We start from the raw sequence: 25,219 nt of genomic DNA on the forward strand, positions 1-25,219 counted from the left end.
TTAGGCGGCACCCGCGGACCGGTCCAGCCCTTTCCCGTGGTCGGTACCGACGGCGGTTAGGGTGGCGGCATGCGTTCCGGCATCCTGTCGCCACCCGCCCGCTGACGCGGGCCGTCCCGACGCGCATCCGACCCGGTCGGTTGCGCCGCCTGTCGCTGCCCGCACCTGGCTGAGACTTCCCTTCTCACGTGCGGGAGAACGCATCGTGTCCCTGACCTCCGGGCGGCGCTCGACGCTGCCCACCTCACCCTCCGCCGCGCCCCACGCCGGCCGTGGCATCGCAGCGCTCGCCGCCGCCGGTACCTGCTGGGGTACCACCGGCGTGGCGGTGGCGCTGATCTTCCAGCTCGGTGACGCCGGGCCGGTCGCCGTGTCGTTCTGGCGGCTGGTCGGTGCGATCGTGGCGCTCGCGCCGGTGGTGGCGCTGCGCAGCGCGCGACGGCGCCGGCGGCTCGCCGGTACGGGCCGCCCACCGTGCCCGGCGCCCCGTTCCTGGCGTGCCGCCGCGACCCGACACCGGCGGCGCAGCGGCCTGCTCGTCGCGGCCGGCGCCGGGATGGCAGTGTTCCAGGCCGGCTACTTCACCGCGGTGGCGCACACCGGCGTCGCGGTCGCCACCGTGGTCACCCTCGGCGCCGCACCGGTACTGGCCGCGATCGGCGGCCGGCTGCTGCTGGCCGAGCGGCTCGGCGCCGCCGGGACCGCGGCCGTCGCCGGCGCCGTGGCCGGCCTGAGCGTGCTGGTCGTCGGGGACGGCACGGGCTCTGCGACGGTGCCCGGCATCGGCTTCGCGCTGGTCTCGGCGGCCGGCTACGCGGCGACCACCCTGATCGGCCGCGACCTGGGGCGGCGGGGACAGGCGGATGCGTACACGCTGACGCTGGTGTCGTTCGCGGTGGCGGCGGTGCTGCTCGCGCCGCTGGCGTGGCTGACCGGCCCGCTGCCGCACACGACCCACCCGGGTGAGTCGGCGCTGCTGCTGGCCTACGTGGCGGTGGTGACCACGGCGGTGGCCTACCCGCTGTACTTCGCCGGCACCGGCACGGTCCGGGCGGCGACCGCGGCGGTGGTCACGCTCACCGAGCCGCTGTGCGCGGCGGTCCTGGCGGTGGCGGTGCTCGGTGAGCGACTCGGCGCGGCGACCGTGCTCGGCATGGTCGTGCTGGCCGGGTCGATCGTCGCGCTGGCCCGCACCGAGTCGACGACGGCGCGCGCCCGCCCGACGGGCCGCCGCGCCGGGGGAGCCGGCCGCCGGTAGCCGGTGCGCGGGTGGCGTCCGGCCGAAAGGGGTTGGCCGCCACCCGCCCGCCCGGTAAGCTCCCGCAGGACTGTGGCATCGCGCGAGGAGGTGAGACCCGTGAACGTTCGATCGAAGTGGGTGCTCCCCTCGTCGTCACGGTCGCGCGGCTGAGGTGGAACTCGCCCGGGGAGCCTCGACATCACGGCACCCGGCGAAAGGCACCAAACCATGCATTCTGTTCGCTTCACCACCGAAACCGTCGCGGACGGTGTGATCGAGCGCGACTTCCTGATCGGTGAGATCCCCGGCGTCCTGTGGTCGCCGGTGGCCGGCCCGGCGCACGCGCCGCTGGTACTGATGGGGCACGGCGGCGGCCTGCACCGCAAGACCCCGGCACAGGCGGCCCGGGCCCGCGGCCTGGTCACCGCGCACGGCTACACGGTGGCCGCGATCGACGCACCCGGCCACGGCGAGCGCCCGCGCAGCGCGGACGACGAGCAGGCCCGCACCCAGATGCGGGAGGCCGTGACGGCCGGCGACGCCGCCGGCTTCGAATCGGTCAGCGTCCGCTACGCCCGCCGCCTGGCACAGCAGGCGGTACCGGAGTGGCAGGCGACCCTGGACGCCCTGCAGCAGCTGCCCGAGATCGGCGCCGACGCACCCGTCGGGTACGGCGGCGGCATCTCACTGGGTACCGCGATCGGGATCCCACTGACCGCCGCCGAACCACGCATCCGCGCCGCGATCCTCGGCGGCGGCTTCTTCGTGTACCAGCAGCAGCTCGACGCGGCGCGCCGGATCACCGTGCCGGTGCAGTTCCTGCTGCCGTGGGACGACGAGTACGTCGACCGGCAGTCCTGCATCGAACTGTTCGACGCGTTCGCCTCGACCGACAAGACACTGCACGCCAAGCCGGGCGACCACCGCAGGGTCCGATGGGTCGGAGTCGACGACCGGTTCCTGCCCCGTCACCTGGGCACGCCGGCGTGAGGTGACCGGTGCCCCGGCGCTGAGCCGGGGCACCGGCGGTCGGCTCAGGCGGCCGGTTCGGCGGCGTCGGCGAACTGGGTGGCGTGCAGCTGCGCGTACCGGCCGTCGGCGGCCAGCAGCTCGGCGTGGTTGCCGCGCTCGACGATCCGGCCGTCCTCGACCACCAGGATCACGTCGGCGGCACGGATGGTGGACAGCCGGTGCGCGATCACGATCGCGGTACGGCCGGCCAGCGCCTCACCCAGCGCCTCCTGCACGGCCGCCTCCGAAGTGGAGTCCAGGTGCGCGGTCGCCTCGTCCAGGATCACCACCCGCGGCTTGGCCAGCAGCAGCCGGGCGATCGTCAACCGCTGCCGTTCCCCACCCGACAGCCGGTAGCCGCGTTCCCCGACCACGGTGTCGAGCCCATCCGGCAGCGAGACGATCAGCTCGTCGAGCCGGGCCCGGCGCAGCGCGTCCCACAGCTCGGCCTCGGTCGCCTCCGGCGCCGCCAGCAGCAGGTTCTCCCGTACCGACTCGTGGAACAGGTGGCCGTCCTGGGTGACCATGCCGACCGCACCGCGGATGGTGCGAAACGACAACTCCCGCACGTCCACGCCGGACAGCCGGATCGCCCCGCCGTCGGTGTCGTACAGCCGGGGGAGCAGCGAGGCGAGCGTCGACTTGCCGGCGCCCGACGAGCCGACCAGCGCGACCAGCTGCCCCGGCTCGGCGGTGAACGACACGTCGTGCAGCACCGTCTCACCACCGCGCTCGTCGAGCCGGGCGACCTCCTCCAACGAGGCCAGCGACACCTTGTCGGCCGCCGGGTAGCCGAACTCCACATGGTCGTACTCCACCGACACCGGCCCGTCCGGCAACTCGCTCGGCGCCGCCGGCTCGGCGATCAACGGCTCGAGGTCCAGCACCTCGAACACCCGCTCGAAGCTGACCAGCGCGCTCATCACCTCGATCCGGGCGGACGCCAGCGAAGTCAGCGGCGCGTACAGCCGGGTCAGCAGCAGCGCCAGCGAGACCACCGCACCGGCCGGCAGCGTCCCGGCCAGCGCCAGCACCCCACCCACCCCGTACACCAGGGCCAGCGCCAGCGCCGACACCAGCGTCAACGCCGCCACGAACACCCACTGCACCATCGCGGTACGCACCCCGATGTCACGGACCCGGCGGGCCCGGCTGGCGAACTCGGCCGACTCCCGGTCCGGCCGGCCGAACAGCTTCACCAGAGTGGCGCCCGGCGCGGAGAAACGCTCCGTCATCTGGTTGCTCATCACCGCGTTGTGGTCGGCCGCCTCCCGCCCCAACTGCGCGATCCGCCGACCCATCCGCCGCGCCGGCAGCACGAAGATCGGCAGCAACACCAGCGCCAGCACGGTGACCTGCCAGGACAGCGTGAGCATCACCACCAGGGTCAGGATCAGCGTGACGATGTTGCTGACCACCCCGGACAGCGTGTCGGAGAACGCCCGCTGCGCGCCGAGCACGTCGTTGTTGAGCCGGCTCACCAGCGCACCGGTCCGGGTGCGGGTGAAGAACGCGATCGGCATCCGCTGCACGTGGTCGTACACCGTGGTGCGCAGGTCCAGGATCAGCCCCTCACCGATGCGCGCCGACAGCAGCCGGGACACGATGCCGACACCGGCCTCGGCGATCGCGATCGCCGCGATCGCCAGCGCCAACCCCACCACCAGCCGGCTCGACGCGTGCCCCACGATCGCGTCCACCACCCGGCCGGCCAGGATCGGCGTCAACACCGCGGTGATCGCGGTGACCACGCTGAGCACCAGGTACGCGAACACCCGCCGCCGGTGCGGCCGGGCGAACGCGAGCACCCGGCGCAGCGTCGCCGCCGAGAACGGGCGGGCCTGCTGCTGGTGCCGCACGTGGTACAGCTGGCTCCAGGCGGTCGATTCCATGCTCACCGTGGGGGCTCCTTGCCTCGCACTGCTCGCGGCCGGGCATTCCGACCGGACCGCGCAACACTAAAACCTGATGTGAACTTCAAGTCAACCCGACCCGGACGAGCCGCGGCCCCCACACCACACCACGCGGCACTGACAGAACCGGTCAGTGCCGCGACGGACCCATCCACACCGCACGCCGCGCGGCCGGCCGGCACCGCCGCAGACCACGGTGCCGCCCGGAACCACCTCAGCGCGGCATCATCGCCAGCACCGCCCAGCCCAGATACTCCCGCCGGTAGCGGGCATAACGCTCCGGGGCCGCGGACAACTCCGCGCGCATCTCCGGCGCCAACTCGTCGTTCGGATGCCCGACCAACCAGTCACGCACGTTGCGCCACTGCGCCGCCTCGTACCGGTCCCAGCCCTCCTGATCGGCCACGACCAACTCGACCACGTCGTACCCGAGCCCACCGACACGCCGCAGCAGCTCAGGCAGGCTCCCGAACTCGTCGTCGGAACCCACCCCACAACCGGCCACCGACTCCGCATCCGGCGCGCGCCGCCAGTACGGCTCACCCACCACGATCACGCCGTCCGCCGCCAGACTGCGACGCAACAGCCCGACGGTGCCGTCGAAGCCGCCACCGATCCAGGTGGCCCCCAGACAACACGCCACCTGCACCGGCTCGGCCGCCACGTACCCCGCGGCGTCACCGTGCACGAACCGCACCCGATCGGCCACGCCCAACTCCACCGCACGCCCACGCGCCGCCGCGGTGAACACCGTACTGATGTCCACCCCGGTACCGGTGATCCCATGATCACGCGCCCAGGTACACAACAGCTCACCCGAACCACTCGCCAGATCCACCAGCCGACTGCCCGGCGCCAACCGCAACACCCGACCCAACGTGGCCAGCTGCTCCTCGGTCAACGGGTTGTGAATGCGGTGACTGCTCTCGCGAATATGAAACCTACGGGACAGATCCACGTCGAGGATTCCTCACCTCAGATGAAACGAAACAGGCCACCAACTGCGGCACCACCGGCACCGCAACGACCCCGACAGCCATCCATCTCACCCCACCCGTCGTAGCGTCCCCGACCCGCCGACGCTAGCCGCCCGCACCACCAGCAGCGACCCGTTATCGCCCGCACCGGGCGGCCACAACCACCGGACACGACGAAGCGGCGCACCCGGACCGACCGGATACGCCGCCTCGACACCGCGTCAGATCAAACCCTCAGGCCGTACGACCCCGCCGGGCCCGCAGCTCCTGCAACCGCTCCGCCAGAATGTCCTCCAGCTCGCCCACACTGCGCCGCTCCAACAGCATGTCCCAGTGCGTACGCGGCGGCTTCTGCTTCTTCTGCTCCGGCTCCTCGCCGTCGACCAGCTTCGCCACCGTGCCGTCGAACTTGCACTCCCACGTCATCGGGATCTCGGCATCCACCGCGAACGGCACCGTGAACCGATGGTTCCTGGCGCAGACGTAGTCACGGTTCTGCCTCGGCGCCAGCTCGGTGTTGCGGTCAGACTCGTAGCTGACGGCTCCCAGGCGGCTGCCGCGCAACATCCGCTCGCCCATGGTCGGCTCTTCCCTCCGAGGTAGTTGCAATCCACCGATCGAAACGACCGGGGACGTCGAATGATTCCCGCCCGCCGGCACCCCCACCCAGCCGGGGCCCACCACGCACGAGTAACCCTTCCAGAGTGACACTATGACCGGCCAGCGGCCACAACGGTGTCGCTTCCCACCAACCACACCGCCACCGGCGGTACCCACCCGCACACCACCGGCCACCCGAGCCCCGCCGAACCGGACGACCAGCCCGACCGACCCCAAGCCGCGCCCACAGTACGTGACCAGCACCACCGGCGACGCCGCGGCCCGGGACACCGCCACCCGGACGACCGATCAGCCCCGCGCACCACCCACATCCGCCGACAACCGCTCCACCGCACGATACGTCCGGTTCGCCCGCGCCGCCTCCCGCTGCGCCACCGCCGTCGACGCGATGTACCACTCACTGGTCACCACCGACGCGTGCCCCAACAACCGGGCGATCTCCGTGATCGAGGCACCATCCTCGGCCAGCCGCGTCGCGAACGTGTGCCGCAACGCGTGCACCAGCGCACCCCGCTGCACCCGATCCCGCACCCCGGCGTACCGGTAACACTGCTCCACCAGATACCGCAGCTGACTGCGGGTCAACCCGGCACCCGAACCCGCCACGAACAACGGCGCCGCCGAAACCACCGACCGGGCACCCAACCGCGAACGACGCGACGCCAGATACGCCGACAACAACACATCCAGCGGCTCCTCGACCGGCACGTACCGGAACCGGCCGCCCTTGCCCGCCACCGCCAACCGCCGCTCACCCGAACGACCCGACAACGACGACACCCGCAACGCCAACAACTCCGCCGACCGCACCCCGGTCAGCAACAACACCGCCAACACCGCCAGATCCCGCTCCGGCCACGGGTCCCTGGCGCGCCGCGCCCCGGCCGCCACCGCCGACAACAACTCCTCCGGCGTACCGTCGCCCTGCAACGGCTTCGGCACCCGCTCCGGCCGCCGCGGACGCGCCACCCCCGACATCGGGTTGCCCGGCAGCAACTCCTCGGCCACCAGGAACTCGCAGAAGGTGCGCCACACCGACCACGCCCGCCCCACCGACGACGCCGCCCGATCCGCCGCGAACACCGCGAACGCCGCCCGCAACACCGGCGCCGACAGATCCGACACCACCGGCGCCCGACCCAGCTGCTCCGCCACGATCGCCGACACCGCCGCCAGATCCCGCCGGTACGCGGCCGTCGTGTGCGGCGAGTCCTTGCGCGGCGCCCGCGCCACGAAGAACGTCTCCACCGCCGCCGCCACGCTCGTCACCGTCACATGATCATCGTCGCCGGAGGCTACGACACAAACCCCGGCGGCCCGCCCGAGGCACCGGGGGACCGGCCGGCGAATGGCCGACCGGAGGTACCACCCGCGACGCCTTAGCATCGACGGCATGACCGGACAGCACACCGCCGGACTCAGCATCGGCCAGGTCGCCGAGCGCACCGGACTCAGCGTGCACGCACTGCGCTTCTACGAGCGGCAGGAACTGCTGCCCACCCCGGTACACCGGCAGGGCGGGCGGCGCGTCTACACCGAGGCCGACCTGGAGTGGCTGACCATCTGTGTCAGCCTGCGTTCCTCCGGCATGCCGGTCGACCAGATCCGCCGCTACACCGAGCTGGTCCGCGACGGCGACGGCAACGAGGCGCAACGCCTCGAACTGCTCCGCGAGCACGAGGCCCGGGTGCTCGGTCAGCTCGCCGAGCTGACCCGCGCGCTGGAGCTGACCCGATACAAGATCGGCGCGTACGAGCGGCACCTCACCGCGGGTACCGCCGACACGCTGTGGAACCCGCACCGCGCCGGGGCGGCCGGCGGGGGACCGGTCGCCTGCACCGCGCCGCCGACCGCGGACGACGCCGCAGCGGAGGGGTAGGGGAGCGCCCGCCCAGTGCGCTCACCGAACCGACGCCCGCCTCGAACGAGAGAGCGACCTCGTCCGGGACCCGACCGGCGACCAGACCCACCGAGCGTGTCCGAACGCGGCAACGATGGGGGGTTCAGCCACGCCTGCGCCATTTCGCACATAAGCGTTATTATGCGCACAAAACAGGTATCCCACAGAGAGATGCCAGCAAGAAAACGACATCGTCGAATCCGGTCGCCGCACCGGGCAGGACGTCGCTACCCTCCGGGCGGGCCGGCACGGACACCGGTCCCGAACATCCCAGGGGAGCAGAGGATGCTGATCCGACCCGTGCGCGCCGCCGACCTGCCGCTGCTGGGTGACATCGAACGCGCCGCCGGTGAGCTGTTCGCCGCGATCGGGATGCCGGAGGTCGCCGCCGACGAACCGTTCACCATCGAGGAACTGGAGCGGTACCGCGCCAGCGGGTACGCCTGGGTGGCAACCGACCCGGAGCCGGTGGCCTACCTGGTCGCCGAACCCATCGACGGCAATCTGCACATCGAGCAGGTCTCGGTGCGGCCGGACCATGCCGGCCAGGGCATCGGCCGGCAACTGATCGACACCGCCGGCGCCGTCGACTTCCCGGCGCTGACCCTGACGACCTTCCGCGACGTGCCGTTCAACGCGCCGTACTACCGGCGCCTCGGCTTCCGCGACCTGCCCGCTGCGGAGGAGACGCCGGGGCTGCGCCGGGTCCGTCGCGCCGAGGCCGAGCACGGGCTGGACCGCTGGCCGCGGCTGTGCATGCGCCGCGACAATCCGGTCGCTACGACTGGAACGCTTCGCTAGCCTCCGGCCGCATGGACCGGACCCCGCCGCGAGCTACGTCAGCCGACGACCTGATTCGCGCCGCGGTGTGTTCCTGAAATACCCGCGCTGGGGAAGCCCCTTCTGGGCCGGTCCCTTCTCAGGTTGACATAATGTCGATTATCGGCTTACTTGATCGAGCGGGGAAGCGACAGGGACGGCGGAGCGTCTCCTCGAATCCGTCAGGTGCAGTTCGAGTCCGGCTTGCAGCGTCGGCTTCGGGCGGCTCTGTCGCGCCGGCCATCCGTCGCCACGTCGCTCTCGACCATCGGCCGCGCGCCAGGCCACCAAGGGTGCGATCACGTATCGTCCGCGCGGCATGAATGGATCAGGAGTGGCCCGCGGCTGCGTGGTGGCGCTCCCCTGGGTCCCGGGCCACTCCCCCTCATCAAACAGGACGTATCACCCGAACGCGGTCAGGCGCCGACGTAGCTCGCCAGGTGCTGGCCGGTCAGGGTGCTGCCGTCGGCGACGAGATCGGCCGGCGTGCCCTCGAACACGACGCGGCCACCGTCGTGGCCGGCGCCGGGCCCCAGGTCGATGATCCAGTCCGCGTGCGCCATGACCGCCTGGTGGTGCTCGATGACGATCACCGACTTGCCCGAGTCGACCAGCCGGTCGAGCAGCCCGAGCAGCTGTTCGACGTCGGCGAGGTGCAGCCCGGTGGTGGGTTCGTCCAGGACGAAGATGCCACCCTGCTCGCCGAGGTGGGTGGCGAGCTTGAGCCGCTGCCGCTCCCCACCGGACAGCGTGGGCAGCGGTTGGCCGATGCGCAGGTAACCGAGACCGACGTCGACCAGGTGGCCGAGGATCCGGTGCGCCGCGGGTACCCGGGAGTCGCCGGTGGCGAAGAATCGCTCGGCCTCGGTGACCGACATGGCGAGCACCTCGCTGATGTCCCGGTCGCCGAGGTGGTAGTCGAGTACGGCGGCCTGGAACCGTTTCCCGTCGCACTCCTCGCAGGTGGTGGCCACCCCGGCCATCATGGCCAGGTCGGTGTAGACGACGCCGGCGCCGTTGCAGGTGGGGCAGGCGCCCTCGGAGTTGGCGCTGAACAGGGCGGGTTTGACACCGTTGGCAGCGGCGAATGCCTTGCGGATCGGGTCGAGCAGGCCGGTGTAGGTGGCGGGGTTGCTGCGCCGGGAGCCCTTGATGGCGCCCTGGTCGATGGTGACGACGCCGTCGCGGCCGGAGACCGAACCGTCGATCAGTGAGCTCTTGCCGGAGCCGGCGACGCCGGTGACCGCGACGAGGACACCGAGCGGGATGTCGACGTCGACGCCCTGCAGGTTGTGGGCGCGCGCGTCGCGGATGGCCAGGGCGCCGGTGGCGGTGCGTACGGACGGTTTGAGGCTGGCGCGGTCGTCGAGGTGGCGGCCGGTGACGGTGTCGCTGGCCCGCAGCTCGGCGACGGTACCGGTGAAGCAGATGGTGCCGCCGTCGGTGCCGGCGCCGGGGCCGAGGTCGACGACGTGGTCGGCGATGGCGATCGTTTCCGGCTTGTGTTCGACGACCAGGACGGTGTTTCCCTTGTCGCGCAGTCGGAGCAGCAGGGTGTTCATCCGTTGGATGTCGTGCGGGTGCAGTCCGATGGTGGGTTCGTCGAAGACGTAGGTGACGTCGGTGAGTGACGAGCCGAGGTGTCGGATCATCTTGGTGCGTTGGGCTTCGCCGCCGGACAGGGTGCCGGCGGGCCGGTCCAGCGACAGGTAGCCGAGGCCGATCTCGACGAACGAGTCGAGGGTCTCCCCCAGCGCGGTGAGCAGGGGCGCGGCGGTCGGTTCGTGGAGTTGGCGTACCCAGCCGGCGAGGTCGGAGATCTGCATGGCGCAGGCGTCGGCGATGCTGATGCCGTCGATGGTGGCGGATCGGGCGAGTTCGGACAGCCGGGTACCGTGGCAGTCGGGGCAGGTGGCGAACGTGACGGCGCGGTCGACGAAGGCCCGGATGTGCGGTTGCATCGCCTCGGGGTCCTTGGCGAGCATCGATTTCTGGACCCGAAGGACGAGTCCTTCGTAGGTCATGTTGATGCCTTCGATCTTCATCCGGGTGGGTTCCCGGTAGAGCAGGTCGTGCAGTTGTTTCTTGGTGTACCTGCGGATCGGTTTGTCCGGGTCGACGAGGCCGGAGGCGGCGTAGAGGCGGTGGTTCCAGCCGCCGGCCTTGTAGCCGGGGATGGTCAGGGCGCCGTCGGCGAGCGACTTGTTCTCGTCGTACAGCTGGGTGAGGTCGATGTCGGTGACCGAGCCGCGACCCTCGCAGCGCGGGCACATGCCGCCGGTGATGCTGAAGCTGCGGCGTTCCTTGATCTTCTGGCCGGAGCGTTCGACGGTGACGGCGCCGGCGCCGGAGATGGAGGCGACGTTGAAGGAGAACGCCTGGGGTGAGCCGATGTGCGGGGTGGCGAAGCGGCTGAACAGGATGCGCAGCATGGCGTTGGCGTCGGTGGCGGTACCGACGGTGGAGCGCGGGTCGGCGCCCATGCGTTCCTGGTCGACGATGATGGCGGTGGTCAGCCCGTCGAGGACGTCGACGTCGGGGCGGGCCAGGGTGGGCATGAAGCCCTGGATGAACGCGCTGTAGGTTTCGTTGATCATCCGTTGGGATTCGGCGGCGATGGTGCCGAACACCAGGGAGCTCTTGCCGGAGCCGGAGATGCCGGTGAAGGCGGTGAGGCGTCGTTTCGGGAGCTCGATGTCGACGTTGCGCAGGTTGTTGACGCGCGCTCCGTGTACCCGGATCCGGTCGTGGCTGTCGGCTGTGTGCTGCGCGGGCGGCGGCGGGTCGGTCCTGGTGGCGGTGTGCATCGTCTCCCCCTGTGGCTGTGCGGTCGGTGGTGCCCGGCCGGTGCGCCGGCGGCGGTGTGCCGCCGGCGGCCGTACCATCTTGCCCCGGTCAGCGGTCCTGGAGCAGGCCGAGGACGTTGCCGTCGGGGTCGGTGACGGTGGCGACCAGCCGGCCGCCGCCGACGTCGTGGGCGGCTTCGGCGAGGGTGGCGCCGGCGGCGGTGACTTCGGCGATCTTGGCTTCGATGTCGGGTACGTGCCAGTAGGCGACGGGGCCGGTCATGCCCTGCTGGGCGCCGTTGGGGACCAGCCCGATGTGCTGGCCGTTGGTGTCGAAGCCGACGTAGTAGGGCGCTTCGGCGGTGGGTGTGGTGCCGAGCAGCGCGGCGTAGACCTTGGTGGCGGCGGCGAGGTCGGTCACCGGGTGCAGGACGGTCTTGATGCCGTCGGTGCTGGTGTCGCTCATGGTGGTTTCCTCCGGTTGTCGTTGCTGGTCGGCGGCCGGTTGGCTGCCTGTTGGTGACGCTACGTGTGGGTGGCGGGGAGGGCTTCTCGATTCCTGATCGGCTGCCGGTGTCGTCGGGTGAGCAGGATCGCACCTGCGGTGGTGGCGAGGGTGATGGTGGCGAGGCCGGACGCGGCGAGGGTGTCGGCGGGGCCGAGGGCGGTGGTCAGCGGGCCGCCGAGGGCGGTGCCGAGGGGTGCGGCGGTGAGCAGGACGGCGCTGCGGGCGGCGAGCATGGTGGCCAGGTGCTGTGGTGGTGCGGTCTGCTGTATGAGGGTGACCGACAGCGGTACGAACGGGCCGTAGATGGCGCCGCCGAGGGTGAAGCAGGCGAGGGTGGCGGCGGCGGGCAGGTCGAGGGCGAACGGCAGCAGGGTCAGTCCCCAGCCGAGCATGATGGCCAGGGTGGTGGGCCACAGTGGCAGCCGGCGCAGGGTGCCGACGGTGAGGCCGCCGAGCAGCGCGCCGATGCCGAACAGCATCCAGTAGCTGCCGAGCAGTGCGCCGGAGGCGTGCAGGTCGGCGGTGACGTGTAGCGGCAGGGCGACTTCGACGGGGCCGTAGAGCAGGTTGAACAGCCAGGTGAGGGCGAGCAGCCCGAGCAGTTGGGGGTGGCTGCGCAGCAGTCGTGTCCGGTTTGCGGTGGCGGCGGGTTCGGGTGCGGCGGCGCCGGCCGGGTGGGTGCGCAGCACGGTGGCGGCGAGCGCCAGGTAGCTGGCGGCGTCGAGGCCGAGGACCAGTGCGGGGTGCAGGTGGGTGACGAGCAGCCCGGCGAGGGCGGGGCCGGCGATGGTGGCGGCGAAGTTGAGTGAGCTGACCAGGGTGTTGGCGGCGAGCCGTTGGTCGGCGGGGAGCAGTTCGGCGAGCAGGGTGTAGGTGCCGGCGCTGCCCCAGGCGTGCAGCAGTGCGGAGGCGGCGAGCAGGGTCGCGTACAGCGGCAGGGTGAGTTGCCCGGTCAGCCAGGTGAGCGGGATCAGGCCGAGGAACCCGGCGCGCAGGGTGGTGTCGGCGAGTAGCAGGCGGCGGGCGGGTAGCCGGCGCAGGCGCCTGCCGAGCAGTGCGCCGGCGACGCCGGGCAGGGTGTAGGCGGCGACGGCGCCGCCGACCCACAGTCCGGCGCTGGCCGGTGGGGCGAGGGTGAGGGCGAGCCAGGCGACGGCGACGAAGCTCATCCCGTCCCCGAGGTAGGAGACGGCGAAGCCGGTGAGTAGCCGCCGTACTGGTGGGGTGGCCAGCACCGGCCGGTACGCGGCGGGGACGACGCGGCGCGGTCGGGGCAGGGTCATCGGTGTCTCCTGGTGGTCGGGTGCTGCCAGGATCGCCGCCGGGTGGGGTGCTGCGCCTCCGTGCTGACCACGGATTCGGGTACGGATCGTGGTGGGCGGTACGGGAGAATGGGCCGGTGGGTACGGCGGTGTCGGCGCGGGAGGCGGAGGTTCTGCGGCTGCTCGGGGAGCATCTGAGCAATGCCGAGATCGCCGCCCGGCTGGTCATTTCGGTACGGACGGTGGAAAGTCACGTCTCGTCGCTGTTGCGCAAGCTGGGCGTGGCGGACCGGCGGGCGCTGGCGCGGGTGGCGCCGGGTGCGGGTGCGGCCGGCCGGTCCGGTGCGCCGTTGCCGGCGCCGTTGACCTCGTTGGTGGGTCGTGGCCGGGAGCGGGCGCAGCTCGCCGCGTTGGTCACCGGGCATCGGCAGGTGACGGCGGTCGGCCCGGGTGGGGTGGGTAAGACCCGGTTGGCGTTGGCGGTTGCCGGGCAGCTGGCGGGTGAGTACGGCGACGGGGTCCGGTTCGTCGATCTGGTGCCGGTGACCGAGCCGGGCATGGTGGCGGCGGCGGTGGCCGATGCGGTGGGGATCGGTGAGCGGCCGGGTGCGGGGATGGTCGAGTCGGTGTTGGCGGATCTGGCCGATCGGCGGCTGCTGCTGGTGTTGGACAACTGTGAGCAGGTGCGGGGCGGGGTCGCGTCGTTCGTGGAGCGGCTGCTGGGTGCCTGCCCGCGGGTGACGGTGCTGGCGACCAGCCGGGCTCGGCTGACGGTACCGTTCGAGCAGGTGTACGTGGTGCCGCCGCTGTCGTTGGCCGGTGGGGCCGGCTCGGAGGCGGTGGCGTTGTTCGTGGCGCGGGCCGCGGCGGCGGGTCGGCGGCCGGGGCCGGAGCTGGCCGAGCCGATCGCGTCGCTGTGTGCCCGGCTGGATGGGGTGGCGTTGGCGATCGAGTTGGCGGCCGCGCGGTGGCCGACGCTCGGGTTGGATGGTTTGACGGCGGGGTTGTCGGACCAGCTGCGGTTGCTGGCCGGTGGGGATCGTGCGGTGTCCCGGCACGTTTCGGTGCGCGCCGCGCTGGACTGGAGCCATGCGCTGTTGACGCCCGACGATCGGCGGCTGCTGCACCGGGTGTCGGTGTTCGTGGCGCCGTTCACTGCCGCGGCGGCGGCGCGGGTGACCGGTGATCCGGTCGGGCTGGTCGCGGATGGGTTGGGCCGGTTGGCCGAGCAGAGCCTGCTGCAGGTGACGAGCGTGGCGGGCGGCACCGGGTATCAGGCGTTGGCGAGCATCCGCCAGTACGGGGTGCACCGGCTGGCCGAGGTCGGTGGGCTGGCCGAGGCGCGGGACCGGCATCTCGACTGGTGCCTGGACTGCGCCGATGAGCTGCGGGTGGTCGGGCCGGGCTGGCGGGCCCGGTTCGATGCGGTGGTCGACGAGCTGCGCGCCGCGCTGGTCTGGGCCGGGCGGCGGCCGGGGCGGCGGGGGCCGGCGTACCGGCTGGCGCGGCAGCTGGCGGGGCTCAGTTTCGCGCGCAACCTGGTCGGCGAGTCGCAGCAGTTGTTCGAGCAGGCGGCCGGCCTGGCCGATGCGGCGGCGGATCGTGCTGCGGCGTTGCGGTGCGCGGCGGCGGTGGCCGGCTGCCGGATGCGCGGCGATGACGGGTACCGGCTGCGGTTGGCCGCGGCCGAGGCCGCCCGGTCGGCCGGCGACGCCGCCGCTGCGGCGGTCGATGCGGCGAGCGCGGCGGCGGACGCGTACCGGTTCACCGGCACGTTCGTCCGCGTCCCGGCACGGGCGCAGGTGGTCGCCCTGATCGACGCCGCGCGGGCGGCTGCCGGCTCCGACCCGGCCGCCCGCGCGGCGGTGGCGTTGGCCGAGGCGGGCGTGTTGGCCGATGCGTTCGGCGGCGCGGACGGTCCGGCGACCATCGCGGTGCCGGAGGCGTTGGCCGGCGCGGAGCGGGCGGTCGAGTTGGCCGCCGGTACCGGCGATCCGGTCGCCACCTCCGCCGCGCTGGAGGCGCTGCTGAGCGCGCAGAGCTGGGACGGCGCGCCGTTCGCGGCAGCCGGTACGGCCCGCCGCCGGATCGCCCTGTTCACCGGCGCGTCCGGTAGCCCGGCCGCCGAGCACGAGCTGATCGACGCGCTGGGTGAGGCCGCGGAGGCGAGCCTGGGGGTGGGTGATCTGCCGGCCGCGCGGGGGTACGCCCGGCGGCTCGCGGCGCATCCGCTGCTGGCCGAGGACGGGCATCGGGCCACGCATCGGCTGTTGCTGGTCGAGTCGTTGGCCGTGGAGGTCGACGAGGTCGTGGCGGCCAGCGTCCGGTTCCGCGACGGGTGGCGGCGGGCTGGTAGCCCGCCGCAGGCCGGGCTCGGTGCGGCGGTGGCGGGTGTGGCGATGGTGCACGGCCTGCGCGGCGATCGGGACGCCGAGCGGGACTGGCGGGCGGTACTGGATCGGCTGGGTGGCACGCCGGCCCGGCGTTTCGGGTACGGGGCGGTGTTCGACGCGATGCTGCTGCTGCATCGGGGGCGGGCCGGGGCGGCGGTGGACCGGCTGGCGCCCGAACCCGATCGGGTGTGGCGCTGGGTGACCTGGCTGTGGCTGCACTGGTACGTGGGGTTGCGTGCCGAGGCGGCCGTGCTGGCCGGCTGTGCCGACGCCGGCGACCGGGTGGCGGCGGCGGGGCGGGTGGTGGCGGGCAATCCGGCGGCGGAGGCGATCGTGGCGCGGGCCGGGGCACTGCTGCGCGGCGATGTACCGCGGGTGCGGGCCACCTCGGCGCGGTTGGCGGCGGCGGGCTGCCGGTACCAGGCGGCGCGCAGCCTGCTGCTTGCCGGTGGCGAGGATGCGGCGCGGGGTGCCGCGCAGCTCTGCGAGCTGGGTGTCGTGCCGGCGGCGCCGTGACCGGGCGCCGCGGCGGTGGCCGGGTCAGCGCAGTTCGTTGATGCGGATCAGGTTTCCCGCGGGGTCGCGGACCGCGCAGTCGCGCCGCCCGTACGGCTGCTCGATGGGTTCCTGCACGATCTCGACGTCGGCGGCGGCGAGCCGTTCGAACAGGCTGTCGAGGTCGGGGGTGGCCAGGTTGATCATCATGAAGGTGCCCTTGGCCATCATCTCCGCCACGGTGCGGCGCTCGTCGTCGGTGAGGCCGGGGGTGGCGGCCGGCGGGTACAGCACGATGGAGGTGCCGGGCTGCCCGGCGGGGCCGACGGTGATCCAGTGCATGCCCTGGTAGCCGACGTCGTTGCGGACCTCGAAGCCGAGCGTGTCGCGGTAGAACGCGAGCGCCGCGTCCGGGTCGTCGTGCGGCAGGAACGCCTCGGAGATGGTGATGTCCATGCCGGTCACGCTAGCGGCGGGGCGACGCCGGTACTTCTCGATTCCTGACCGGGCGGGTGACCTGGCTGGCCACGCAGGAGGGCATCCCTTCGGTCGCGGCGGCGTAGCGGCGCCGGTAGATGCTGGGTGAGACACCGACCAGCTCGGTGAATCGGGTGCTGAAGGTGCCCAGCGACGAGCAGCCGACGGTGAAGCAGACGTCGGTGACGCTCAGGTCGCCGCGCCGCAGCAGCGCCATGGCCCGTTCGATCCGCCGGGTCATCAGGTAGGAGTAGGGCGATTCACCGTAGGCGGCGCGAAACTCGCGGCTGAGGTGCCCGGCGGACATGTTCGCCCCGCGCGCCAGCGCCTCGACGTCCAGCGGCTGGGCGTAGTCCCGGTCGATGCGGTCTCGCACCCGGCGCAGCCGGGCCAGGTCCCCCAGCCGCCGCGTGCGGGTCGGGTCGTCGGTGGATCTGCTGGTCACGCGGGCATCGTCGCACACGCTGGTGCCGCTGGGCGGTGTTCACCGCCACCGAAGTTGACGGCCCGTACCGGCTGGCGCGGGGCGGCGGGGAGGATTTTCGCCCGGTTCGAGGCGGAGGTCGGCGTGGGGGGCTCGGGCTCACCCGCTGCGAGGCGCCACCCAGATGCGGTCCAGAGTGCCGACCGAGTCGGTGAGGTTGCGCACGGTGGCGGCCAGTTCGGGCCGGGTGGCGTCCTCGGCGAGCGCGGTCTGCACGTCTTCCACGGCGCAGCGCAGCGCGAACAGCCGGTCCTGCAGGTCCTGCAGTTCGCGGGCGCTGACCACGACGGCGTCGTCGTCGAGCCCGGCGCGGGCGGTGATGTGGCGGTGTTCGTAGGCGCGCTGCCGGCAGGGTTGGCCGCAGTAGCGGCGGGGGCGGCCGAGTTTGCCGGCAGCGGGTAGCTCTCCCCCGCACCAGCCACAGCGCAGTGCTTGCGTCACACGACGAAAGTACGGTCCGGCTGCGGTTGCCGCGAGGCCGACACGCCGTCCGGCCGCAGCCTGCCGTCGACCAGCTCGTAGACGGCGTCGAACAGGTGCAGGTCGGCGCGCCGGTGGGTGAGCAGCACGACGGTACGGCCGGCCGCGGCGGCCAGGAGGTGCCGGGTCAGCGCGCCGGCGGCGGCCTCGTCGAGGTGCTCGGTGGCCTCGTCGCAGATCAGGATGTCGACGTCGGCCAGCAGCGCCCGGGCCAGCGCCAGGCGCTGCTGTTGGCCGCCGGACAGCTGCCGGCCGTGCTCGCCGGTGAACGTGTCGAGCCCGTCGGGCAGGCTGTCGACGAACCGGTCGAGCCGGGCCGCGGCCAGCGCGCCGTGCAGCGTGTCGGGCGAAGCGTCGGGGCGGGCGATGCGCAGGTTCTCGGCGATGCTGGTGTCGAACAGGTGCACGTCCTGGGCGCACAGGCCGATGTGCCGGCGCACCGTGTCGCCGGGCAGGTCAGCCAGGGCGGTACCGGCCAGCCGCAGCTCGCCGCGCGCGTCGAGGAACCGCAGCAGCACCGCGGCGAGGGTGGACTTGCCGCTGCCGGAGGCGCCGGTGATCGCGATGTGCGCCCCGGCGGGTACCCGCAGGTCCAGCCCGCGCAGCACGTCGGGGCCGCCCGGCCAGCCCGCGTGCACGTCGCGCAGCAGCAGGTCGTACGGGCCGGTGGGGTCGGCGGCGGGGTGTTCGGGTTCGGCGACCGGGTCGGCGCGGTCGACGACCGCGTACACCCGGCGGGCGGCGCCGCGCAGCCGCGGCAGCTGCGCGGCGGCGACCGGCAGCGCCGCGTACGCCTCGTGCACGGCGAGCGGGGTGAGCACCACGACCACGGCGAGGACCCCGGTGAGGGTGCCGCCGGCGACGGCGGGTGCGCCGAGGGCGAGGCCGGCCCAGACCGCGGCGCCGCCGGCGGCGGTGGCGATCGCGGCGCCGATGCCGTGGCCGGCCGCCGAGCGCGCCTCGGCCCGGGTCAGCGCCGCGTCCAGTTCGTCCAGGCGGGTCAGTGCGGTGCCGGCGGCGCCGTGCGCGGTCAGCTCGTCGGCCGCCTCGATGGTCTCCACCACGCCGGCCGACAGCGCGCCGCGCAGTGGCGCGATGCGGGCCTGCGCGCGGCGGCTGTGCCCGGTGGCGACGACGGGCGCGGCGACCGCGACGATCAGCAGGGTAGCGGCGAGGGCGGCACCGGCGCCGGGCAGCAGGGTTGCGACCAGCGCGACGCTGCCGGCCCCGACCAGCCCGGCGACGGTGTAGGGCAGCAGCAGCCGCAGCCACACGTCGGCGAGGCCGTCGATGTCGCCGACCAGCCGGGCGGTCAGGTCACCGGACCGGTCGGTGGTCAGCCCGGCCGGCGACAGCGCGGCGAGCCGCCGGTACACGCCGACCCGGAGCCGGGCGAGTACCCGCAGTGCGGCGTCGTGCGAGGCGAGCCGTTCGGCGTAGCGCAGCACCCCGCGAGACAGCCCGAACGCGCGGACCGCCACGATCGCGACCAGCAGGTACAGCACGGGTGGGTGTTGGGCGGCGCGGGCGATCAGCCAGGCGGCGGTGGCGCCCAGGCCGACCGCGGCGCCGCTGGCCCCCACGCCGGCGGCCCCGGCGAGCAGCAATCGGCCGCGGCCGGTTCCGCCGGCGCGCAGCACCCGGCGCAGCCCCCCGGTCGTGGGGCGACCGCCAGGTCGGCCGGGCGGCCCGCTCATGAGCCGACCGGCGCGGCGGCGAGGGCGATCGTCCGGTCCGCGGCGGCGATCGCGCCGGGCCGATGGCTGGCGATCAGCACGGTGCGTCCGGCGGCGGCGCGCGCTCGTAGCCGCGCCAGGACGGCCGCCTCGGTCTCCGGGTCCAGGCCGGCCGTCGGCTCGTCCAGCAGCAGGATCGGGGTGTCGCGCAGCAGCGCCCGGGCCAGGCCGACGCGGCGGCGCTGCCCGGCCGACAGCCCGGCGCCGTGCTCGCCGACCGGGGTGGACAGCGGCAGGTCCAGGCAGGCGTCGCGGGCGGCCGCGGCGACGAACACGTCGGGCGCGTCGGGCCGGCCGAGCCGGATGTTGTCGGCGAGGGTGCCCGGGTGCAGGTAGGGCTGCTGGGCGGCCCAGCCGATGCGCCGCCGCCACTGGTCGGTGTCGAAGCCGGCCAGGTCGTACCCGTTGACCAGCACCCGCCCGGCGGTGGGCGCGGTGAACCCGAGCAGCACGGCGAGCAGCGTCGACTTGCCGGTACCGGACGGGCCGGTCAGTGCGAGCAGCTCGCCGGGCCGCAGGTGGGTGTCGACCGGTGGTGGGGTGGCGACGGGCCGGCCCGGGTGGGTGACGGTGACCCCGGCGAGGTGGATGTCGGTGACGGGGTCGGGCGGGGCGGCGCCGCCGGTGCTGCGGGGGGTGGTGTCGAGCACCCGGAAGACCTCCTCTGCTGCGGCCAGCCCGTCGGCGCTGGCGTGGAAGTGGGTGCCGACCGCGCGCAGCGGCAGGTACGCCTCGGGGGCGAGGATCAGTACCAGCAGCGCGGCGGCCAGGTCGACGTTCCCGTCGACCAGTCGCAGGCCGATGCCGACCGCCACCAGCGCCACCGACAGGGTGGCGAGCAGCTCCAGCACCAGCGCGGACAGGAACGCGATGCGCAGCGTGCGCATGGTGGCGCGGCGGTACGAGTCGGTGACGGCGGCGATGGTGCGGGCCTGGTGACCGGCCCGGCCGAACGCCTTGAGGGTGGGCAGCCCGGCGACGACGTCGAGGAAGTGGTGTGACAGGCGGGTCAGCGCGGTGTAGCGGCGGCGGGTGGCGGCCTTGGTGGCCAGCCCGATGAGGATCATGAAGATCGGGATCAGCGGCAGCGTCGCCACGATGATCACCGCGGTGACCGGGTCGGTGAACGCCAGCCGGAGCAGGATCGCGCCGGGTACCAGTACGGCCAGCACCAGCTGCGGCAGGTACTTGGCGAAGTACCCGTCGAGCGCGTCGATGCCGGTGGTGGCCAGGGTGGTGACGGTCGCGGTGGGCCGCTCGGCGGGCGGCAGCGCCACGGTGTGCGCGAGCAGCTTGCGGCGCAGCGCCGACTTGACCCGGGCGGCGGCGTGGTGGCCTTCGGCCTCGGTCGCCCAGGCGATCGCGGCGCGGGCGGCGATGATCGCGGCCAGCAGTGCCAGCGGGCGGGTCAGGCTGCCCGGCGCGGCGCCGTGCACGACCGCGGCGAGGGTGTCGGCGATCAGTTGCGCGCCGGCGATGACCGTCGCCGCGGTCGCCACGCCCAGCGCCACGAGGGCCGCCAGGTGCGCGGCGGTGGCGCGGGCGTGCCGGATCAGCCGCGGATCCAGCGGCCCGACCCCGCTCATTCCGCCGCCTGGGCGATGTCGTGGCGGCCGAGCCGGCGGCGGAACACCCAGTAGCTCCACGTCTGGTAGGCGAGCACGAACGGGGTGAACGCCAGCGCCACCCAGGACATCACCCGCAGCGTGTACGGGGTGCTCGACGCGTTGTGGATGGTCAGGCTGTGCGCCGGGTCGGTGGCCGGCAGCACGTCGGGGTAGATCGCGGCGAACAGGCTGACCACCGCGAGCCCGATCGCGGCCGCGGTACCGGCGAACGCGACGCCGTCGCGTCCGCGGCGGGTCGCCGCGAGACCGACCAGCAGCGCGACGGCGGCACCGGCGGCGACCACCCCCGACAGCACGGTGCCGGTGCGTACCTGGGTCCAGGCCAGGAACGCGACCGCGGCGACGGCGGCGACCAGCCCGACCGGCAGCGCCACCCGGCGGGCCCGGTCCCGGACCGGGCCGTGCGTCTTGAGCGCGAGGAACATCGCCCCGTGCGTGCCGAACAGGGTCAGCGTGGTCAGCCCGAACAGCAGCGCGTACGGGTTGAGCAGGGTGCCGAGGTTGCCGACGAACTCGTGCCGGGCGTCCATCGGGATGCCGCGCACGATGTTGCCGAACGCGACGCCCCACAGCAGCGCGGGCAACGCCGACCCGGCGATGATCGCGAAGTCCCACCGGGCCCGCCAGCGCGGGTCGTCGCGCTTGCCACGGAACTCGAACGCCACCCCGCGCGCGATCAGCGCCAGCAGGATGATCAGCAGCGGCAGGTAGAAGCCGGAGAACAGGGTCGCGTACCACTCCGGGAACGCGGCGAAGATGGACGCGCCGGCGACGATCAGCCACACCTCGTTGCCGTCCCAGACCGGCCCGATGGTGTTGATCGCCACCCGCCGGTCGGTCTCGTCGCGGCCGACGACCGGCAGCAGCATGCCGACGCCGAAATCGAAGCCTTCCAGGACGAAGTAGCCCAGCCAGAGGAAGGCGATGATCAGGAACCAGAGTTGAGTGAGGGTCACAGCAGTCTCCGGATGCGGCTCTAGTAGGCGAACGCGACGCCGTTGTCGGTGTCGTCGGCTTCGGGTGGTCGCTCGTCGCCGAGGCCGCCGCGGATGCCGCGCAGCATCAGCCCGACCTCCACCACGGCGAGCGCCCCGTACAGGGCGGTGAAGGCGATCAGCGAGGTCAGCACCTCGCCGCCGGACACGCCGGGCGAGACGCCGTCACCGGTACGCAGCTGGCTGAACACCAGCCACGGTTGGCGGCCCATCTCGGTGAAGATCCAGCCGAACGAGTTGGCCGCGAGTGGCAGCAGCGGCAGGGCGATGATCAGCAGGTACAGGATGCGGGAGCGCGGCGTGCGGCCCCGGCGCAGCGCCCACAGCGTCACCAGCGCGACCGCGGCGGCGAGCAGGCCGAGCCCGATCATCAGCCGGAAGCTCCAGTACGTGACGGGGATGATCGGGGTGTAGGAACCCGGCCCGTAGAGCTTCTGGTACTCGGCCTGGATGTTGTCGATGCCCTCGACCTTGCCGTCGAAGCTGCCGGTGGCGAGGAACGACAGCAGCCGCGGCACCTTGATCGCGTACACCTCGTGCTTGCCGTCGAGGCTGCCGATCGTGACGATGGAGAACGCCGCCGGCTGTTCGGTGTGGTACAACGCCTCGGCGGAGGCCATCTTCATCGGCTGCTGCTCGGTCATGATCTTGCCCTGGATGTCGCCGGTGACCGCGAGCGCGATCGCGGCGATCAGCACGGTGACGGTGCCGACCCGGGCCGCGGACCGGAACGCGACCCGCCGACCGTCGGCCGCCGCCGGGTCGGTGTCGTCGTCGCGGCGCCGGCGCAGGTGCCAGAACGCGATGGCGGCGAGCAGCCCGCCGCCGGTCAGGAACGACGCGGCGATCGTGTGCGGGAAGGTGACCAGGTTGGTGGAGTTGGTCATCACCGCCCAGAAGTCGGTCAGTTCGGCGCGGTGGGTGGCCGGGTTGATCCGGTAGCCGACCGGGTGCTGCATGAACGAGTTCGCGGCGAGGATGAAGTAGGCGCTCAGCGCGGTGCCGACCGCGGCGAGCCAGATGCAGGCGAGGTGGATGCGTTTGGGTAGCCGGCCCCAGCCGAAGATCCACAGCCCGAGGAAGGTGGACTCCAGGAAGAACGCGAGCAGCCCCTCGATGGCCAGCGGCGCACCGAACACGTCGCCGACGAAGCGGGAGTAGTCGCTCCAGTTCATTCCGAACTGGAACTCCTGCACGATGCCGGTGGCCACACCCATCGCGAAGTTGATCAGGAACAGCTTGCCGTAGAAGCGGGTCAGCCGGTACCAGCGTTCGTGGCCGGTGCGCACCCAGGCGGTCTGCATCCCGGCGACCAGGAAGGACAGGCCGATGGTCAGCGGGACGAACAGGAAGTGGTAGACGGTGGTGACGCCGAACTGCCAGCGCGCCAGTTCCAGTGTGCCCACGAGTACCCCCGGACAAGATCTTCTACAGGCCGTAGAAGATTCTACACGACGTAGAGACACGGCGCCGGCGGATCGCCGATCTTGGTTGCAGAGATGCCCGTCTCGGCGGAGCCGGCCCAGATCGACCGCCGCCACGCACGTCGATGTCATACCGATGACCCGCGGCCGGGCGGACGCGCCAGCTCAACCGCGACGATGCAGATCCGTACGGTGGCTGCAACCACGCCAGCGGAGGGGACGAAGCTCAGCCGGAAACCCCATCCCCGACCGCACCTACCGCGGCTGATCTTGGGTCGCCCGTGGCTTGCACGCCCGCTGTGGTACGACGTTCAAGATCGACTCATGGCACCTTTGCCTCTGCCTCGGCTGCACCCCTCAGGGTCTTCAGCCGGATCGGGAGGCTACCGCCAGCGATCGAACGAGGGCGTCCTGACCTCCCGGTAGCGAGCCGCCTCGATCAGTGCGCCAGACGGATCGCGGACGTCCACCCAGCGCGCCCTACTGCCGAGCACCTCGACGATCCTGCAGACGACGTCTGGGTCGCGGTCCCAGACATGGATGAACAAGCTGGGGCGGTCCTGGCGGTCAAAGTGGTCGGCATTGGTGTGGAAGTAGATGACCGGACGCTTCGTCGCCGTGATCCGGACTCCACTCAGATCGGCGCGGGGCAGGTGTTCGGCCGTTATGTCTGCGATGACGACGAAATCGCAGCGGCTCTCCCGGGACAGGCTGCATCGTAGGGCCCAGAGTTGCAAGTCCGCCAACTCCGACATGTCCCGCCAGGACTCGGCGTACGCCTTGCCGTCCGAACCCGTCAACCGGGCGAAGGCACGCCGCAGGTCCTCCTCGTCCGAGGTGAACTGCCCCGGCCGGTCCGGCCAGATCCGGGATGTCTTCATCTGCCAGTCGAGGTGTCGGGCAAACCGGTCGAGCCACTCGACGAGAAGGGCGAAAGCCTTGGTGTTGCGTGGGCTGCCCAGCAGAAATTCCGCCGACATGGCCAGCAGCTCGGCGGTCTTGAACGGATAGTACGACGCGCCGGTCGGCTCCTCGCCGAACCCGTTCATCATCCGCAACGCCTCGTGGGCCAACCGCCCCGCCAAGACCGGGTCGCCAACATCCCCGGGCCGGTTGGTCATCGGCCGCAGCAGTTCGGCGACCTCGGTCAGGCTCTCGCCGGGCCCGGGCCGCGAAGCCCAGAATTCCGCATGACGGCCGAAGCGGACGATCGTCAGCCAGGCCACCTGGTCGTACTGGTCTTCACGAAGAGCCAGGATGCTCATGAGCAGTGGATCCGTTTCACGATCTGGCACCGGACGATGTGGTGTGCGAATCGAACATGGCAGAGAGGCCGCGGCCTCCCTGCCATGACAGTCACGGCTCTACGGCACCTTCCTGGCGTACTCCGGTCGCCGGTGTGTCAACACCAAGCCCACCCTCTCAAGATCCACTCATCACACCCTGCCTCCCTCTGAGCGGTGCACCCACCTCGCTCGATCTGCTCCGCCAGGCCCTGACCGCGCGGCAGGGCCGGCTCAGGCCGTCTCACCGCGGGCGCTGCGCAGGTAGGTCAGCACCGCCTCCCGGGTGGTACGCACCCCCAGCGCCTTGCGCGCCTCGGCAATGCGCCGGTTCGCGGTGCGCAGCGACAGGAACTCCGCCTCGGCCGCCGCCGCGATCGTCTCCCCCGCACCCAGCCGGTCCAGCAGCTGCCGCTGCTCGTCGGTCAGCGGCAGCCCGTCGTCGCCGTGTCCCGCCGCATCGTCGACTGGGTCGACGTTGGGGTCGCGCAGCACCGCCCCGATCCGGGACAGGTCGGCCAGTACCGCCCGACCCGGCTCGGAGCGATCGTCGGCGATGACCACCACCCCGGCGCCGCGGGCCGCCGCCAGCACCGCGAGTGCCGCGGTGTCGATGTCCGGTACCCGGCCGAACAGCATCAGCCGCTGCTCGGCCACGTCCCAGGCCGCCTCCGGCAGCGCGAACCCCTCCCGGGTGCGCCAGCCAGAACGCGCCATCCGGCGCAGCACGATCGTCGCCTCCGCCGCCGAAGCCACCAGATAGCGCGGTGCCGGCCCGCCCATCAGC

21 protein-coding genes are annotated in these 25,219 nt (G+C 72.6%); 5 read left to right on the top strand and 16 right to left on the bottom strand.

All coding sequences use genetic code 11. From position 1 onward, the window contains the following. Positions 1 to 205 precede the first annotated feature (205 nt). Together Athai_RS14180 and Athai_RS14185 are read left to right on the top strand one after the other, a co-directional pair. Positions 206 to 1,258, top strand: a complete 1,053-nt coding sequence (locus Athai_RS14180; protein ID WP_203961921.1) for a DMT family transporter — start codon at positions 206 to 208, stop codon at positions 1,256 to 1,258. Between the two features lie 210 nt (positions 1,259 to 1,468). Then, entirely contained in the window at positions 1,469 to 2,230 is a 762-nt protein-coding gene (locus Athai_RS14185) for a dienelactone hydrolase family protein (protein WP_203961922.1), read from the top strand. Positions 2,231 to 2,274: 44 nt separating this feature from the next. Here the strand turns inward: Athai_RS14185 and Athai_RS14190 are convergent, their stop codons facing one another. The 4 genes from Athai_RS14190 to Athai_RS14205 all read right to left on the bottom strand — a co-directional run bounded on the left by Athai_RS14190 (position 2,275) and on the right by Athai_RS14205 (position 7,022). Further along, the gene (locus tag Athai_RS14190; RefSeq protein WP_203965685.1) at positions 2,275 to 4,143 is read right to left on the bottom strand and encodes an ABC transporter transmembrane domain-containing protein; all 1,869 of its coding nucleotides are present in this window, start codon (positions 4,141 to 4,143) and stop codon (positions 2,275 to 2,277) included. Positions 4,144 to 4,378: 235 nt separating this feature from the next. Further along, the gene (locus Athai_RS14195; protein ID WP_338028139.1) at positions 4,379 to 5,065 is read right to left on the bottom strand and encodes an SAM-dependent methyltransferase; all 687 of its coding nucleotides are present in this window, start codon (positions 5,063 to 5,065) and stop codon (positions 4,379 to 4,381) included. 310 nt (positions 5,066 to 5,375) lie between these two features. Continuing rightward, the gene (locus Athai_RS14200; RefSeq protein WP_030446028.1) at positions 5,376 to 5,720 is read right to left on the bottom strand and encodes an RNA polymerase-binding protein RbpA; all 345 of its coding nucleotides are present in this window, start codon (positions 5,718 to 5,720) and stop codon (positions 5,376 to 5,378) included. A gap of 330 nt (positions 5,721 to 6,050) precedes the next feature. Further along, complete coding sequence (locus Athai_RS14205) at positions 6,051 to 7,022, bottom strand: tyrosine-type recombinase/integrase (protein WP_420829832.1); 972 nt, start codon at positions 7,020 to 7,022, stop codon at positions 6,051 to 6,053. A gap of 133 nt (positions 7,023 to 7,155) precedes the next feature. On the opposite strand from Athai_RS14205, the gene Athai_RS14210 reads away from it, so the two are divergent. Both Athai_RS14210 and Athai_RS14215 read left to right on the top strand, forming a co-directional pair. After that, a complete protein-coding gene (locus Athai_RS14210) occupies positions 7,156 to 7,641 on the top strand; it encodes a MerR family transcriptional regulator (protein WP_203961923.1) in 486 nt (161 codons plus the stop codon). A 306-nt stretch (positions 7,642 to 7,947) separates the two neighbouring features. Then, positions 7,948 to 8,463: a GNAT family N-acetyltransferase gene (locus tag Athai_RS14215; protein ID WP_203961924.1), complete on the top strand. Its 516-nt coding sequence runs from the start codon at positions 7,948 to 7,950 to the stop codon at positions 8,461 to 8,463. A gap of 434 nt (positions 8,464 to 8,897) precedes the next feature. Here Athai_RS14215 and Athai_RS14220 read toward each other — a convergent pair whose 3' ends face one another. The 3 genes from Athai_RS14220 to Athai_RS14230 all read right to left on the bottom strand — a co-directional run bounded on the left by Athai_RS14220 (position 8,898) and on the right by Athai_RS14230 (position 13,058). Beyond that, positions 8,898 to 11,288, bottom strand: coding sequence for an excinuclease ABC subunit UvrA (locus Athai_RS14220; protein ID WP_203961925.1), 2,391 nt, complete (start codon positions 11,286 to 11,288; stop codon positions 8,898 to 8,900). A gap of 88 nt (positions 11,289 to 11,376) precedes the next feature. After that, positions 11,377 to 11,733, bottom strand: coding sequence for a VOC family protein (locus Athai_RS14225; protein ID WP_203961926.1), 357 nt, complete (start codon positions 11,731 to 11,733; stop codon positions 11,377 to 11,379). Positions 11,734 to 11,792: 59 nt separating this feature from the next. Next, a complete protein-coding gene (locus tag Athai_RS14230; RefSeq protein ID WP_203961927.1) occupies positions 11,793 to 13,058 on the bottom strand; it encodes an MFS transporter in 1,266 nt (421 codons plus the stop codon). A gap of 116 nt (positions 13,059 to 13,174) precedes the next feature. On the opposite strand from Athai_RS14230, the gene Athai_RS34800 reads away from it, so the two are divergent. After that, positions 13,175 to 15,946: an ATP-binding protein gene (locus tag Athai_RS34800; protein WP_203961928.1), complete on the top strand. Its 2,772-nt coding sequence runs from the start codon at positions 13,175 to 13,177 to the stop codon at positions 15,944 to 15,946. A 24-nt stretch (positions 15,947 to 15,970) separates the two neighbouring features. Here the strand turns inward: Athai_RS34800 and Athai_RS14240 are convergent, their stop codons facing one another. From Athai_RS14240 to Athai_RS14280, 9 genes are all read right to left on the bottom strand, one after another. After that, positions 15,971 to 16,381 carry a VOC family protein gene (locus tag Athai_RS14240; RefSeq protein WP_203961929.1) on the bottom strand — a complete coding sequence of 137 codons (411 nt, stop codon included), beginning with the start codon at positions 16,379 to 16,381 and terminating at the stop codon, positions 15,971 to 15,973. Positions 16,382 to 16,391: 10 nt separating this feature from the next. Beyond that, positions 16,392 to 16,847 (bottom strand): helix-turn-helix transcriptional regulator, encoded by a 456-nt coding sequence (locus Athai_RS14245; RefSeq protein ID WP_203961930.1) that lies wholly within the window; start codon positions 16,845 to 16,847, stop codon positions 16,392 to 16,394. Positions 16,848 to 16,985: 138 nt separating this feature from the next. After that, positions 16,986 to 17,327, bottom strand: coding sequence for a hypothetical protein (locus Athai_RS14250; protein WP_239156927.1), 342 nt, complete (start codon positions 17,325 to 17,327; stop codon positions 16,986 to 16,988). Beyond that, a complete protein-coding gene (gene cydC, locus Athai_RS14255) occupies positions 17,324 to 19,063 on the bottom strand; it encodes a thiol reductant ABC exporter subunit CydC (protein ID WP_203961931.1) in 1,740 nt (579 codons plus the stop codon). Before cydC ends, Athai_RS14250 begins: the two co-directional genes overlap by 4 nt. Continuing rightward, positions 19,060 to 20,688, bottom strand: a complete 1,629-nt coding sequence (gene cydD / locus Athai_RS14260; RefSeq protein WP_203961932.1) for a thiol reductant ABC exporter subunit CydD — start codon at positions 20,686 to 20,688, stop codon at positions 19,060 to 19,062. Before cydD ends, cydC begins: the two co-directional genes overlap by 4 nt. After that, complete coding sequence (cydB, locus tag Athai_RS14265) at positions 20,685 to 21,686, bottom strand: cytochrome d ubiquinol oxidase subunit II (protein ID WP_203961933.1); 1,002 nt, start codon at positions 21,684 to 21,686, stop codon at positions 20,685 to 20,687. Before cydB ends, cydD begins: the two co-directional genes overlap by 4 nt. 20 nt (positions 21,687 to 21,706) lie before the next feature. Then, positions 21,707 to 23,131: a cytochrome ubiquinol oxidase subunit I gene (locus Athai_RS14270; RefSeq protein WP_203961934.1), complete on the bottom strand. Its 1,425-nt coding sequence runs from the start codon at positions 23,129 to 23,131 to the stop codon at positions 21,707 to 21,709. A 401-nt stretch (positions 23,132 to 23,532) separates the two neighbouring features. Beyond that, complete coding sequence (locus Athai_RS14275; RefSeq protein WP_203961935.1) at positions 23,533 to 24,414, bottom strand: hypothetical protein; 882 nt, start codon at positions 24,412 to 24,414, stop codon at positions 23,533 to 23,535. A 252-nt stretch (positions 24,415 to 24,666) separates the two neighbouring features. Beyond that, positions 24,667 to 25,215 (bottom strand): LuxR family transcriptional regulator, encoded by a 549-nt coding sequence (locus Athai_RS14280; protein WP_203961936.1) that lies wholly within the window; start codon positions 25,213 to 25,215, stop codon positions 24,667 to 24,669. Positions 25,216 to 25,219: the final 4 nt, after the last annotated feature.

The sequence above is a fragment of the Actinocatenispora thailandica genome, assembly GCF_016865425.1.
Taxonomy (GTDB): domain Bacteria; phylum Actinomycetota; class Actinomycetes; order Mycobacteriales; family Micromonosporaceae; genus Actinocatenispora; species Actinocatenispora thailandica.

What these genes read in the sequence shown, in the direction of transcription:
- cydD (WP_203961932.1), bottom strand. Translation starts at nt 20,688, where the DNA reads ATGAGCGGGGTCGGGCCGCTGGATCCGCGGCTGATCCGGCACGCCCGC.
- Athai_RS14280 (WP_203961936.1), bottom strand. Translation starts at nt 25,215, where the DNA reads ATGGGCGGGCCGGCACCGCGCTATCTGGTGGCTTCGGCGGCGGAGGCG.
- Athai_RS14190 (WP_203965685.1), bottom strand. Translation starts at nt 4,143, where the DNA reads ATGGAATCGACCGCCTGGAGCCAGCTGTACCACGTGCGGCACCAGCAG.
- Athai_RS14210 (WP_203961923.1), top strand. Translation starts at nt 7,156, where the DNA reads ATGACCGGACAGCACACCGCCGGACTCAGCATCGGCCAGGTCGCCGAG.
- Athai_RS14230 (WP_203961927.1), bottom strand. Translation starts at nt 13,058, where the DNA reads ATGACCCTGCCCCGACCGCGCCGCGTCGTCCCCGCCGCGTACCGGCCG.
- Athai_RS14240 (WP_203961929.1), bottom strand. Translation starts at nt 16,381, where the DNA reads ATGGACATCACCATCTCCGAGGCGTTCCTGCCGCACGACGACCCGGAC.
- Athai_RS14220 (WP_203961925.1), bottom strand. Translation starts at nt 11,288, where the DNA reads ATGCACACCGCCACCAGGACCGACCCGCCGCCGCCCGCGCAGCACACA.
- Athai_RS14275 (WP_203961935.1), bottom strand. Translation starts at nt 24,414, where the DNA reads ATGAGCATCCTGGCTCTTCGTGAAGACCAGTACGACCAGGTGGCCTGG.
- Athai_RS14215 (WP_203961924.1), top strand. Translation starts at nt 7,948, where the DNA reads ATGCTGATCCGACCCGTGCGCGCCGCCGACCTGCCGCTGCTGGGTGAC.
- Athai_RS14200 (WP_030446028.1), bottom strand. Translation starts at nt 5,720, where the DNA reads ATGGGCGAGCGGATGTTGCGCGGCAGCCGCCTGGGAGCCGTCAGCTAC.
- Athai_RS14225 (WP_203961926.1), bottom strand. Translation starts at nt 11,733, where the DNA reads ATGAGCGACACCAGCACCGACGGCATCAAGACCGTCCTGCACCCGGTG.
- Athai_RS14185 (WP_203961922.1), top strand. Translation starts at nt 1,469, where the DNA reads ATGCATTCTGTTCGCTTCACCACCGAAACCGTCGCGGACGGTGTGATC.
- cydC (WP_203961931.1), bottom strand. Translation starts at nt 19,063, where the DNA reads ATGAGCGGGCCGCCCGGCCGACCTGGCGGTCGCCCCACGACCGGGGGG.